Raw genomic sequence first — 13,588 nt, 5'->3', positions numbered from 1 at the left:
CGATGCTTACTATTGCTGGTTAGCATAGCTACACCGCGCAACTGTTTGCATGGTAACTATTTTGAGAGGGGGAATAGAGAAAAATCTGATAATAGGCTCTCTGCTAACAACAAAATATAACTTAATTTTTGGGGTTCAAACAGGGCCAATGAAATGAAAATAAAGGTACAGGCGCAGGAGGAATTAGATACAGTAACAACACATTGAAATAAAACAACTTTATTCGTCAATTTTCGAAACCTACCATAATTGGTATTTGGATACACGCTCGAAGACGTGCACGAATAATTGTGTATTACTCTACGCGTTAATGTATTTACCAACCTTGCGTATTATTGACAACATCAACCACAAGCAATTATTTCCCCTTACAATATGCAGGCCTATTTGCATTGCAAGCAACTGATAGAAGCATAACTTTTTGCACTTACCTTCCCCTCAGTCTTTCAGGTAATCTGGGCAAAGACGCCAATGGGAGCTGGTCAATGAAAATCGTTAACGCAGAAGAAAAGCACATCCCCGCCATACGCGATATCTATGCACATCATGTTCTTCACGGTACCGGCAGCTTTGAAACCGACCCGCCGGATGCACACGAGATGCTTGCTCGTCTGGAAAAAATCCGCAGCCTCGGGCTGCCGTGGGTCGTCGCTCTGCAGGAAGATAAGGTCATCGGGTATTGCTACCTCACCCGCTACCGCGAGCGCTATGCCTACCGCTATACCCTTGAGGATTCGATTTATATTGCTCCAACGGCTCAGCGTCAGGGTGTAGGAAAAGCATTACTGCGTCATGTGATTAGCTGGGCTGAAGCGCAGGGCTATCGGCAACTGATTGCCATCGTCGGCGACAGCAATAATCAGGGATCGTTAAAAGTCCATCAACAAGCCGGATTTACGGAAATCGGCACACTGAAAAACATTGGCTTCAAACATGGGCTATGGCTCGACACGGTATTGCTACAACGTAATCTGGGTGAAGGTAACAGCACGCTGCCACCGGATTCCGGTGTCGCTATTTAACATTACTAAGTGGAGTGCGAAGGGAATCGAAACAGGAGATTAATTAATTGAAAATAAAGTAATTTTATTATTATAGTTTATATCCCCCCCTAAAGCACGGATGCTACCATTTCATCCAGTTCCCTTTTGTCGATAAATCAGTAGATAGCGAATGATACTAAATCGCAGGCGCACTCAAAAGCAGCGATACTGTTAGCATCAGACTAATGACGATTTAGTAATCCCTGAGCTCGGCGGGTTTTCATGATATCAAAATCGTGAGATATGGATTTTGTGCTTGCCAGCTAAATCCAGTGCGATCGATACGAACCCACTCATACTTCCCTACCAGATAGTTAACGGCATTAACCAGAATGATACCGGCATCGATATGTTCCCGTATAACGCTTTCATTACAGAACGATGTATCTTTTAGCGTCAAACCATAGTGCTGTTCCAGCAAACGACTAAGTAACATTTTCCAAATAGCCACGGTCGACAGGTATGGCTTCTCCACCTGCGGGGTGATTCTGGGTAGAGTATTCATGTTTGCTTTCTTGAAATCAGTTAGCGTTGAGTGGGATAGACAACGATGTATATTTAGCTGCAACTGCCAAGGATATCGGCTTCGCAAATGAAACCATTGTGGTAAAAGGTGACGCAATGGGCATGGAGAGGGTATATTTCACCAGTGACCAGCAAGTACTGGTTTGATACCCCGCTCTCCTTTATCGTTATGCTGGCCGTTTCCGTTGGATTTTGGTGGGCATGAGAATCTATTGTCTCTTCTTTATCCACTGCTTTTTGCATCAACCCTCTCGGATTATCTTCCTTCAGCAGAACTAAACCTTCGTGGCTGAATACAGCCACGAAGGGTATTAACTCTATTTATTTTTATAGAGTTTCTTCGCTATTGCTGAGTTCAGTCGTAGCATCAAAAGCATTAACAAAGAATGACGATGTTTCTGACGAATCGTGATTATTTGCCGGTTTTTCCATTATTGAACGCTCTTCAGCTACGGTTATTTCACCTTTATCAGAGAAAATATCCCCCGACGGCGTGGTAACCTGAATGCTATAAGCATAATTACCCTGGGAATAATTCTGACTGGTAATTGCCCATTTCCCCGATTCATCGGCAAGCGTTGAGTACATATCATCGCCAACGGATAACTGAACATGAGAGCCTGCTTGCGTAACACCCTCAAATTCTACAGGTGCGGTTGTTTCTTCAAAAGGCAATGGCGCCCCCCCAGGTGAAACCACTTCAAAAGATCCTGAACTGGATGAAGTGTTACCTGCTTTATCCGTAACTTCCAGGATAAACTCATGTTTTCCTGGCGCAAACTCCTCGGGGTGCTGATAACTCCATGTACCATCGCTATTTATATCTACAGGATATTTTGGACCACCTGCGGAAAATGATATTGTCATCTCGACATCATATTCATCCACTTTGCCTTCAATGGTTGGTCTATTCGTTTCAGTTACCCCATCGCCATCTGCATCATCAGATGCAGACATCTTAACCCCGCTGATTACCGGCGCTGTTGTATCAAGAGTGATCTCTCCCTTCGTCTGACTCTGATTACCCGCAATATCTTCCACTGTTACTGTATATTCATTTCTTCCCTCGTTTAATGGATCAACGATCTGAATTGTCCACGAGCCGTCCTCTCCCGCAATGGTCGTATAGACATGGCTATTTATTTCAACCGTAACCGTCACGCCGGGCTCGGTTTTGCCCATTAACGATGGCGTTGAGACATTAGTAATGGTATCCGTTGTATCACCACTGTTGTCTTCATTGACTAAACCAGACGTTGTAGCAGGAGCTTGTGAATCCAGAGTCACTTCACCCTCTACAACTTCAGACATGTTTCCGGCTTTATCTTCTGCCATAACGGTATAGTGATTAACGCCTTCTTGTAAGTTGACAACCAATGACCATGTTCCATCATCCGCAGCAATAGTTGTGTAAGAGGTACCGTTTAATGTTACGGTAATTGTAGCTCCAGCTTCTGCTTTTCCCGTTAATGTCGGGGTTGAAACATTAGTGATGTGATCATTTTTAACCCCTGAATCGCTATTACTATCGAGCTCATGCGTTGGTGTGAGCGAAGATGTATCAATAACAATGTTACCAGTCGCATAGTTAACTTTACCGTCTTTTTCAGCCGTGACAGTATAACTGTACGTGTTATCACCTAAGGTATCATCTATGGTTATAGACCAGTGTCCATTGCTGTCTGCGGTCGTATTATAAGTTTTACCATTGATAACTAAAGTAATAGTAGCATCCGGGGCTGTTACACCGGTTATTTTGGGATTTGCGTTGTTAGTGATATTGTCTGAAGTATTACCCGAGTTGGTTGCATCATCAATATCCGCGCTAACAGTAATAGTATCAATAGTAAAATTACCAGTTATGGTGGTTTTATTTCCAGCAGCATCGCTGGCAGTAACCGTATAGTTATAAGGCGTATTGATACTGAATGCATTTTTATCAAAGGTATATGACCATTCACCTTTTTCATTCGCTAATGTCTGATACGTTACACCTGCAACCACTATGGTTACCAGTGCCAACGCCTCTGTCTTGCCTTTAAGGGTTAGATCGGGGCGATTCGAGATATTCACAGCACCTGAAGCATGCTCTTCAAGCCCTGCGCTGAGAGTTTGTGGTGCTTTTGTATCAACGACAAAGTAGCCAGAGAACGTATTTGTTTTCCCATCCGTTGTACTCTCCGTTATTTTATAATCATATTTCCCATCACCAAGTGTGTCAGGGATCTTAAACGACCATTGTCCATTATTTCCAACTTGTACCTGATAATTTTTATTATTAATCAGGATAGTTAACATTGATCCAGCATTAGCTTTTCCTGAGAGGGTTGGCGTAACATCAGAGGTAGCCTGGTCAGAGCCCAGACCAGTGATACTCCCGGCATCCAGCGAACCCGACAGCGTCGAAATAGTTACATAAGATTGATATGTATTCGTGTTTCCGACGAAATCCGTAACAGTAATTGTATAGTTATAAGTATTACCGTTTACTAATTCATCAGGTAAAGCGAATGTCCACTTTCCATCCCTGCTAACGGAAATATTCTCATAAATCTTCCCATTAATAGAAATAGTGACTTTCGCCATTGCTATTTGAGCTGCAGTCTGTCCCTTGCACTCAATTGTGCCGGTTAACGTCGGCCTGTTGTTACTTGTTATTTTATCACCTACAATATCTGTATCGGTATTCACAGAGATATCAGCTGTGATTATTGGTTTATCCGTAATAAAGGAAAACTTGATCGTTTGTTGTGTTCGGTTACCTGCCGCATCTTCAGCAATAAAAGTAATATATTGGTGTGGGTTACCCTCAGTAATGAATCCCGCAGGAACTTTGAACTGCCATTGACGGTTGGATGGCACAGTTACACTGTACTGCCGGCTACCGATCTGAATATACACGGTTGACCCTGCCTCTGCCCATCCACCGATCGTTGGAGTGTAAGTATTTGAATAGCGATCGTCGTAACCATCGACAAACTTAATTCCTGACAGGCTCGGTCCCGTAGAATCCAATATGAGCTCCCCCGTAGTGCTGCTGCTGTTACCCGCAGCATCTGTCACTGTCACGGTGTAGCTATTATTTCCCTCAGAGAGCGGTGCGGAAACCTGTACATTCCATTGGCCAGAACTGTCGGCTTTTGTTTCATATTCCACGCCCTGGATAACAACTTTGACAATCGCATTGGGTTCCGTAGTGCCGGTTAAGAGAGGTTTGTTAACATTAGTGATGTTATCGCCCTTAACACCGGAATCCGAGGCAGCATCAATCTGGATTTCCGTATATGGCAGTTCCGTATCTACTGTCAGATAATTATTTACTGTTCCAGTATCCCCGTTTGCTCCTGTTGCAGTAATCGTATAATCGTATACACCATCGGGAAGGGTATCGGTTACCTCGATCTCCCAGTTCCCATTCAGATCAGCCGTTGCAGTGTAATCATTTCCCGCGATTGAAACGGTAACCGAGGCGCCAGGTACTGTTGTGCCGCTAAAAACTGGCTTATTAACACTGGTAATTTTGTCACCTGCGACACCGGAGTCGCTACCCGCATCCAGCCCTCCCGTCAAAGGAAGAGTTTCCACGCTTTCCTGATGCTGAATCACAACCTGATCTTTAATAAACGTCTGGTTGCCAGCCGCATCGGTTGCCGTCACCGTGTATTCCCAGGTCTTGTTCTCCAGGGCAACAGGCACTGTAAAGCTCCAGTTTCCGTTGCCATCAGCAACGATTTGATATGTTTTGTCACCGATCGTAATCGTTACCGTCAGGCCTGGTTCAGTGCTCCCTGAGAATGTCGGCTGGTTATTACCAAGGACATTATCCATAAGCATATTGTTGGATTCATCCAACTGCACATTTAGCAGAGGACCAGTCGTATCAATCGTCAGTATGCCCTGTGTGGCAGTACTGTTACCCGCTTTATCGGTAGAGGTAAGTGTATAATTATGTACTCCCTCGCCTAATGCATCAGGCAGGGTAAAGTTCCAGCGCCCCGATGCATCTGCGCTGAAAGTGTAACTGTGTCCGCCGATTTCAAGTATCAGCGTCGCTTCTGCCTCCGCCGTTCCACTGAGGGTGGGCGTCTGAACTTGAGTGGTGAAATCCCCTTTCACACCGGTATCCGATATGCTGTCCAGCTCCACGGTGACCTCCTGCGATTGGGTATCGATTATGATCCCACCCTGCAGAATGCCGGTAACACCGTTAGAGGTACTAGCACTAACGGTATAGGTGTTGCTACCTTCCGGAAGTGGATTGGACACGGTAATTTTCCAGCTACCATCAGCTCCGGCAATAGTGGTGTAAGTGCTGCCACCGATAGTTAGTAGCACTTCAGCTAGCGGTGCCGTCTTACCAGTAAAAACTGGCTGTGGATCAGCGGTGATATTGTCCCCGGCAATCCCCGTATCGCTTTCCTTTTTCAGCTCAGCACTTAATGGAATAGCAGTTCCCTGGGACGCATCATTTTCTTGTTGCCCGGAATTAGCGTTCTTCGTTTGAGCTGACCCGGAAGAAGAGCTTCCCCCCCCTTCCTCTAACGGCAGTTTCCTTTTCGGTACGTTAACGGGCGCAGGTTGAACCTGAGCCTGAACCTGAGGTTGTTCATTCAATTCTGTTGAAACGGTTTGAATAGGTTCTGAAGTTATCTCAGCCTTTTCCACTTCCCGTTGCTCTTCTGCTTCTGCCAGTTTTTCTTTAAGCTTTTTGTTTTCATCAAGTAATTCATCAAGTTGTTTCTTATCAGTACCTGCGGTATCTTCTGTTGAAGGTAATTTAGTACCTTTTTGCTCCCCCTTAACATCAGAACCTTCAATAAGTCCACCGAGAACAGCCACATCGAGGCCCAATTTACTCGCATCAATTGACTTCAATATATCGGAGGTTTCAATATGTTGACCATCGGCATGTTTCAGCTTGATATTACCCAATAAAAGTTCAGGTAAACCGTCCGCAATTCTAATTGTTTCCCCTTTGATGTCAGTAATAATTACATCAAATCCAGAAACTTTGAGATTATCAACAGAAAAATTATTTGCATCAAAAGTATTTATATTAACAGTTTTCATCAGATGCTCCATATAGATGATGAATAACGATGTTGGTGGCGTGGCTAAAACTTCAACAATTGTATGTCATCTTTATAAAACCTTTGACTATAAAATAAACCCTTTCGGCCCTATCTAATCATGAGATCAACCATCAGCAATTATGCACCAGGCCCGGGGTATTAATAAAGATCTTCTTGTGCACCGATTCTGGGGTAATATGTATTGATGCCGTTGAAAGTTGTTTAATCCGCTGATCGTGTGTGGCAATAAAGAATATCGCATCTTCATGACGTTTAATTAAGTTTTGTAAAAATACTAACCCTTCATGATCAGGCATAAAGGAGGTTGGCTCATCTAATACGATCAACGATGGTTTCTTCTCCAGAATCATAGCTATCATAAGCTTCTGTCTTTCTCCCGCTGATAGATTTAAAGAAGCGGCATCGCCCTCATCCAGAATACTTGAATCCACTGCTAGCCCCGGGCAACATTGATTAAGTAGTTCTAAAATACGATCATTTGCGTAGATACCATGCAAGTTAAAGTTAAAACGTAAGGAGCCCGTAAAGAACTGAAAACTAGGGTCATAGAAGGCGACCTCTTTCTCAAAAGTCATTCTATTAATATTACATATATTAACCTGATTATATCGGATAGTACCGTGATACATCTCATTGGAAGCAACTAAACTACGTAATAGCGTACTTTTCCCGGCACCCACTTTTCCTGATACTGTTACTATGTCTCCTGAAGTAAAACTCCCACTATAATCAGACAGCGTAGCCTTACCATGTGGTTCAATAGTGACATTTTCAATTGATACCTGTTCTATTTTGTTAAGATGTGTTTTAGTCCGGACAGAATCTATATTGTCCATTAGTTTCAACAGGCTCAATTTTATCTGATGTAGATGAACCTTTATATTATATATTCCATTCACAGAACCTATCAATGAAGCAGATAAACGAGAGTTGACAATCATTACAGCGATGATCGTTCCTATCGACAAGCTTCCCGCATTAACTGCAAGGTAGCATGCAATATACATGACGATCATTGAAATAAAAGTATTTAACTTCAGTAACTCCCCCCAATGATGGTTATGCATATTTAATTGTAAGGCCAATTTTTCGCTGCCACAGTTTTTTGCAAATAAAAAATTCCGCAGACTGTCAAATTTGACAAACCGAGCCTGGATGCGATTAGAATGCAAAGATAAATGATCTGTTAACCGATCGGTACTTAGCTGCATATTTTTAAGTGTGTTTTCGTATGATTCAAATCGCACATAAATGCATAAAAAACAAAATAATAGATAGTACAAAAGCAACAAGATGCTATATTTTCCAAGCATCAACATAATGCAAACAAAAAACACAGAAAACAACGCAATATCGATAAGCGACGCCGTCACTGATTTCCAGTATCCGGCAGTACATGTTTCGATAGTACGGCATGTTGTTGGAGCAGCATTATCTTTACTTACTGATAACATACACACCAGAAAACTGCTTAATTTAATACTATTTTCATGGTTGGTCTTTGCGACCAACTGGTATATCCAACCTCTTAATACCTTCTCCAAAACCGCGAAGAAGATAAAAAAAACAGTGATGTAAATTACCGACATTAACGATGAACTGTATACTAACCGGGAGTTGAACAGATTCGAATAGAACGGCAGTAATAATGAAAATACAACCAACGGTATAAATAGAAAATTCATACGTGGAAGTTTATTCTTAATTATATTATATACATCATTTGCATCTGTACTCTTTGGTTCCGAAGTAATTATAAGAATTTTTTTGCCTAAAAACGAACTGCGCTCAGCATGCTCCCCCTCTGAAAGGCAACAGAAATCATCCATAATCCTTTCATATAAAAGAAATTCATCGCCATTATTCTCCAGAATAAAAATATCTGGGAGTTCGACTATGTCATGGCAAACGAAACTTTGAACTTTATAATCAAAATAATCATCATCAATATATTCATTGATGTTATTCATCAATTCCATTAATGTAATATTTTGATCTACTGAAAATGTAACACCTATTTTTTTACAATAAATGTTAAATGCGCTCATCAGCATCTTTATTTGTCTCCGTCATCCAGGTTTACCCAGCAATCATTCACTTTGTTTTCATCTAGCTTTGGTTTTTCAAGCGTTATCTTTACGTTTGTACCCATAAAGTTTTTCGCCAGAATGATATAATTTAGCGCTGATAATTTGGATGCCACTTCGTAGCTAAAGTTATTACCAAAAGAACATCCCGTCACCATATCTTTAATATTGGAATTACGGGGTGGTAACTCCTTCAGTGAAATAATATTTTTACTAATGCTGGCTCCACTTAAATTGATACCTGACGACTTGTCCTGCTCATTCCCCTGTACACCATTCTGTACGTCATTTGATGCCTCCTCTTGTTTCATGACGTTTTCATTTAGCTTTAGCTGAAAATCCTTCTCACTTTTTTTTAAGGTAAAAGTGAGAAGATTCACCAATAAAACTGATGATATTAAAACGACAATAGCAAGTGTTGAAGATAGCGCAGAGACGAATCCAAGCATATTTTCACCAAACATTAAATACAATATTAGATTTAAGTGTTGCAGTCATATATTCAAAAATTGATACTTTTTTACTCGTTGCAAAAACGTTAACTTCTATCCCCTCAGGCAGGAGGGAAGGGTCAATCTCTTCAAAGGTATCTATCGTCACACTATAATAACGCTGCTCACTGTTGTTTGGAGCATTATCGACAAAAGAGTCAGCACTAATTTTGGATATTTTACCAGTGAAGTTCTTCTTGAATGCCGTCGAGTTAACGGCGATTTTAACATCGGCGCCTTCATATAAATAAGGGCGATACTTTGTATCAAATTTTGCTTCTATAACACGACCAATGTTATCCTGCTTGACGGTCACTATCGGCTGGTATTGCTCAATAAACGAACCCTCTTTTAAATTGTGTTCTATTTTTAAAACTTTGCCAGAGAAAGGGGATGTAACGCTATTGGTAGAAACCTTATCGTTCATTAATTCTAACTCCCCCCTATTTTCAATATTACTCCGCTCCAGGTCAGATATTTTATCTCTAATACTATGGATTTGCTCATAAAGTTTAACTTTAAACTTTGACTTTGCATTTGAAATATCATTTTTTAAAGTTAAAAAATTAATTTTAACATTAATGAGGTCCGTTTTTTGACGCTCTATATCCGCAGTATTAGTTAGTACATCAATATCACTTGCCCCACCTTTTCTTAACAGATTATCCTTCCGCTGAAGATGAGCTATCTGTTTCTCACGTAGTTTAACCTCCTCATTCAAAAGATTCTCCTTCTCTTGTAAACTTTGTTCTTCCATCAGTAGAGCATCATTTTCCTCTCTAAAGGAATAATAACTAAGAGTTCCAAATTCTGATGTAGCCTCCTTATCAAGGTCAACAGGAATAGAGGGCGTAGCCAATAAGCTTTCCAATAGCTTACTATCTTGCTGTAAAAACTTTATTTTCTTATTATTGAAAGCAATAAGGTCTTTAAGAGTTATTCCCTTATAAGTATAATCAAGATTAGTATAAGAAAATAAAACCATTCCTTTTTCAATTTGGTCGCCTTCTTGTAAGTTAAAACTATTAATAAATCCGGAACTAGGGCTTTTAATAACGACCTTATCATTTCCTCCGGTTATCACACCCTGCCCAGGCGACACGATATCAATTTCACTAAAGATAATATAAAGAAAAACCATCATGGTCACTGTTAACATAATAAACGGCGACCGATGTTTTTTTACTTTACTATAAATGCTGTTGAAAATCTTTTTCACTTTTAAGTCTCACCCATGAAAAAATCAAGGACTTGCCCATAAACCTGCAAAAGATTAATTTTGTTTTTCGCTTCTGAAACTTTCATTTCAGTAATAGATTTCTCTAGCTGAAAGAGATCGAAACGTGTGTTTAGCATCTCATATACCGATGCCTGATTGATTCCATATTCTCGTTCCTGATTTTTAATTAATTCCTTTGTTGTTTTATATTGACGTTCCAGGTTAGTGATCTCTCGAATATTTGCTTCAGAGGTCAATTTCGCTAATTTGATTTGATTTAGTAGCAGTTTATATTTATGGTCATAATCCCAGGATAGAGATTTATAATTCTCAATACCTGCTGATTTCGCTAGCTTATTGTCAAGATCAAATATATTGACCGAAAATTTTAGGCCAACATAAGAATCGTCTTTTACTGTTTTGTCATCGTTCCATTTATTTTCTGCTACAACACTGACTGACAGCATTGAATCCTGCTTACGCGCATTTTCTTTTACTTCATCCTTACTGAGAGATAATTTTCGAAGATCAAAGTTATTAACTAATGCGGATTCTTTATTATTGAATTTCAACAGCGCATCGATTTTAGAATCTTCAATCCTTATCCCTTCGGTTGGATAAGGATGCAAAGCATTTGATTCAATATTTATTTTAAGACGATCGATTGCATGTTCAATACTGTCAATTTCATTATTAATCTTTTGTACTAAAAGTTTGGCCAACTGTACATCGCTTTCTTTAATGATACCGAAATCGTACTTTACATTTATCTTTTGATAAAGTGATTCCGCTTCACGTTTCAACTGTACAGCGTTATCACGTAATTTCTCATATAAAGAAATATGTATCTGATCGCTCATAATAGCGGTTGTGATTCTCTCCTTCTCTTTATCCAGATCAACGACTGACGCCAGTAGTTTATAGTTCTGGGCTTTGATGTTGCTAAATAATGTATCCTCAAAAAGTAATGAGGAAAGAGTTACCTTACTTTCGACATATTGCTTATTGCTATTGGCTTTACTTGCTTTTGGTGTTACAGAGGCTGACACTTTAGGTACGGCATAAAGTTGGGTACTAAGTTTATTTAATTCCTCAGCATTGACCAAAGCCTCTTTTGATTTGACGCTTTCCGCATTATCCAGAACTGTTTTTAAATAACTATGATAATCATTAGCAGCCGCATAACTCTTCATTGATACCATTACAAATATCAACAGAAAAATACCTGCGTACTTCATTTGATCAAAATCTCCATTGTGTTTCGAAGGTTCGTTTTAAACTGTTCAAAATTAGTCTTAATTCCGGATATTTGTTCGCGTTGGTATTTTTGTGTTTCCTCTAATTGTTGATTTATGGATTTCAAACTATCTGATATATCAGATAGCGAAGCAAGCACTTGCTGATTTAGCAGAAGAGCCTGCTGTTCTATGTCTCTCTGACTATCGAGTTTCTCATTTACTAATGATAGTTTTTCTTCTACTTCCCCAAAATTATCCACAATTACCTTTCCGTAATTGATGGTAAGAGAACGGCTTTTATTTTTTTTAGGCGATGTTTCCTTAAAATAGAATAGCCAAAAATTAAGGCTTAAAAGTAATAATACGGATACTGCCACACCCAGAATTGACGTCAAAAAAGCGTATGACATCGCTGACAGCGCCGATGAAATTGCGGAAAGCATTGAATTCATTTTCTCCGCTATATCGCCCTCTCCCCCCATTGAACTGGCAATAGAGGAGACCATCGCAGTCAAGCCCTGGAACGTACCAATCAACCCGAGTGACACCGATACCGAGGCAGCAATCTTAGTTTGCGAGTCTATAATATGTTTGTGTTTATCCGTTCTCTTAGATAAAGCACAAATATAAACAAAAATTGCAAGGGGGTAAATATACAGAACTCCCATACCTATTGTTATCGATTGAGCCAAGAGATATGATTGATTCACTATCTCATATATTTCATCTATATAAAAATAAGAAAGTGCGATTATTATATAAAATAAGAACCCAATCAAATACATTATTCCACTCTCCATTTAATACATGATGTTGCACTGCCGCAAAAGTCAACCTCGGAAACTTTTAGCGTTATTCGCATGTCTTCAATATTAAGTTGTTTTTTGAATTCTAATAAGTTATATATTAATTTTCTTTTGGCCTTTAATGAATCACCCTCCGACATATCCGAAGTAAATGCTTCAAAAATTATTTTATCTCCACCACTGGAGTTTATTTTAGAAGTAACTTTATCATAATCATCTTTTGGTAAAGAGATAACACCTTCAAAATAGATGGTGTTTTGATCATAGTTTACTGAGGTGTTCTCTCCTGTGAAATATCTCCCCCCTCCGGTAACGACAGTCTCAATCCCACTAATCATAAAGACTGTAGTGATAAGTATAAATATACATAATGCACCACTGAGACCATCAACCATTGGAGCCAACTCTTCATCGTTATTGTGCTCTTCATTAGTTTTGTCAGACATTGGTCAACCATTATTCTTTAATGCTATTTTTTTCGAAATTAATTATTCCTTTTTTTATTAAATCACGATAAAGCGTTGTGTCACTTTGAATCCCCAATTTTAAATAAATCTGTTTCTTTTGCCCCCATATTGTTTTTGAACTTCTATTTCGATATTCTGCGATATCATCAACACATTTTCCTTGTAAGATACAATAAAGTATTTGTAATTCGGTATGTGTTAAACATAACGGAGGGTATAACCAAAACGTGCAATCCGTGCTTTTATCACCATTAATGTTTATCCGACCCTCACTATATTTCAAATCGATCTCATCATACATTAATTCACCCTTACTCCACTGCTATTTAAACCAGGTATTTTATGATAACACAAAATGCTATTCGCGGTTTACAACGCAATTTTTTACGTGCCAATTTGATGGGTTTATTTCACATTTATCAACAATAAATCTCGAAGTGTGAATAGAGGCCACAGCAGGAGCAGTATTAATAATTGCAAAAAATAGAAATACCAAACAGATATTATTCATTTTGCTAATCCATTTTAGTACTAATAGATTACTGGAATATAATATTCAACCTCAAACAAATAATCCTCTGCTGTTGATGTGTTATCTATAAACTTGAAGTGCTCAATA

General features: G+C 39.5%; 10 protein-coding genes and 1 pseudogene. 1 reads left to right on the top strand and 10 read right to left on the bottom strand.

All coding sequences use genetic code 11. The annotated features are described in order from the left end of the window. Positions 1–485: 485 nt before the first annotated feature. Positions 486–1,022, top strand: coding sequence for a GNAT family N-acetyltransferase (locus tag OGY83_RS20180; protein WP_286636783.1), 537 nt, complete (start codon positions 486–488; stop codon positions 1,020–1,022). 203 nt (positions 1,023–1,225) lie between these two features. Here the strand turns inward: OGY83_RS20180 and OGY83_RS20175 are convergent. The 10 genes and pseudogenes from OGY83_RS20175 to OGY83_RS25210 all read right to left on the bottom strand — a co-directional run bounded on the left by OGY83_RS20175 (position 1,226) and on the right by OGY83_RS25210 (position 13,270). Then, positions 1,226–1,548 (bottom strand): annotated as a pseudogene (locus OGY83_RS20175) (TA system toxin CbtA family protein). 53 nt (positions 1,549–1,601) lie between these two features. Further along, positions 1,602–1,811, bottom strand: coding sequence for a type IV toxin-antitoxin system YeeU family antitoxin (locus tag OGY83_RS25335; protein WP_370616438.1), 210 nt, complete (start codon positions 1,809–1,811; stop codon positions 1,602–1,604). Between the two features lie 84 nt (positions 1,812–1,895). Continuing rightward, positions 1,896–6,638: an Ig-like domain-containing protein gene (locus tag OGY83_RS20165; protein ID WP_286636782.1), complete on the bottom strand. Its 4,743-nt coding sequence runs from the start codon at positions 6,636–6,638 to the stop codon at positions 1,896–1,898. A gap of 133 nt (positions 6,639–6,771) precedes the next feature. Then, the gene (locus OGY83_RS20160) at positions 6,772–8,715 is read right to left on the bottom strand and encodes an ATP-binding cassette domain-containing protein (protein ID WP_286636781.1); all 1,944 of its coding nucleotides are present in this window, start codon (positions 8,713–8,715) and stop codon (positions 6,772–6,774) included. Between the two features lie 2 nt (positions 8,716–8,717). After that, on the bottom strand, positions 8,718–9,197 hold the full coding sequence (locus OGY83_RS20155) for a hypothetical protein (protein WP_286636780.1): 480 nt from the start codon (positions 9,195–9,197) through the stop codon (positions 8,718–8,720). 4 nt (positions 9,198–9,201) lie between these two features. Beyond that, positions 9,202–10,458, bottom strand: a complete 1,257-nt coding sequence (locus OGY83_RS20150) for an HlyD family secretion protein (RefSeq protein ID WP_286636779.1) — start codon at positions 10,456–10,458, stop codon at positions 9,202–9,204. A 2-nt stretch (positions 10,459–10,460) separates the two neighbouring features. Continuing rightward, entirely contained in the window at positions 10,461–11,696 is a 1,236-nt protein-coding gene (locus OGY83_RS20145) for a TolC family protein (RefSeq protein WP_286636778.1), read from the bottom strand. Further along, a complete protein-coding gene (locus tag OGY83_RS20140) occupies positions 11,693–12,481 on the bottom strand; it encodes a hypothetical protein (RefSeq protein WP_286636777.1) in 789 nt (262 codons plus the stop codon). The genes OGY83_RS20145 and OGY83_RS20140 overlap by 4 nt, the downstream gene beginning before the upstream one ends. Next, entirely contained in the window at positions 12,481–12,948 is a 468-nt protein-coding gene (locus OGY83_RS20135; RefSeq protein WP_286636775.1) for a hypothetical protein, read from the bottom strand. Before OGY83_RS20135 ends, OGY83_RS20140 begins: the two co-directional genes overlap by 1 nt. A gap of 10 nt (positions 12,949–12,958) precedes the next feature. Further along, complete coding sequence (locus OGY83_RS25210; RefSeq protein ID WP_353622053.1) at positions 12,959–13,270, bottom strand: helix-turn-helix transcriptional regulator; 312 nt, start codon at positions 13,268–13,270, stop codon at positions 12,959–12,961. Between the last annotated feature and the right edge of the window lie 318 nt (positions 13,271–13,588).

This window comes from Citrobacter sp. Cpo090, assembly GCF_030332665.1.
GTDB lineage: Bacteria > Pseudomonadota > Gammaproteobacteria > Enterobacterales > Enterobacteriaceae > Citrobacter > Citrobacter portucalensis.
The sequence above is the reverse complement of the archived record's forward strand: the minus strand, read 5'-3'. Positions and strand labels throughout refer to the sequence as shown.

Excerpts from the sequence above, each read along its gene's own strand:
- OGY83_RS20180 (WP_286636783.1), top strand. The coding sequence starts at position 486 with ATGAAAATCGTTAACGCAGAAGAAAAGCACATCCCCGCCATACGCGAT.
- OGY83_RS25335 (WP_370616438.1), bottom strand. The coding sequence starts at position 1,811 with ATGCAAAAAGCAGTGGATAAAGAAGAGACAATAGATTCTCATGCCCAC.
- OGY83_RS20165 (WP_286636782.1), bottom strand. The coding sequence starts at position 6,638 with ATGAAAACTGTTAATATAAATACTTTTGATGCAAATAATTTTTCTGTT.
- OGY83_RS20160 (WP_286636781.1), bottom strand. The coding sequence starts at position 8,715 with ATGCTGATGAGCGCATTTAACATTTATTGTAAAAAAATAGGTGTTACA.
- OGY83_RS20155 (WP_286636780.1), bottom strand. The coding sequence starts at position 9,197 with ATGCTTGGATTCGTCTCTGCGCTATCTTCAACACTTGCTATTGTCGTT.
- OGY83_RS20145 (WP_286636778.1), bottom strand. The coding sequence starts at position 11,696 with ATGAAGTACGCAGGTATTTTTCTGTTGATATTTGTAATGGTATCAATG.
- OGY83_RS20140 (WP_286636777.1), bottom strand. The coding sequence starts at position 12,481 with ATGTATTTGATTGGGTTCTTATTTTATATAATAATCGCACTTTCTTAT.
- OGY83_RS20135 (WP_286636775.1), bottom strand. The coding sequence starts at position 12,948 with ATGTCTGACAAAACTAATGAAGAGCACAATAACGATGAAGAGTTGGCT.
- OGY83_RS25210 (WP_353622053.1), bottom strand. The coding sequence starts at position 13,270 with ATGTATGATGAGATCGATTTGAAATATAGTGAGGGTCGGATAAACATT.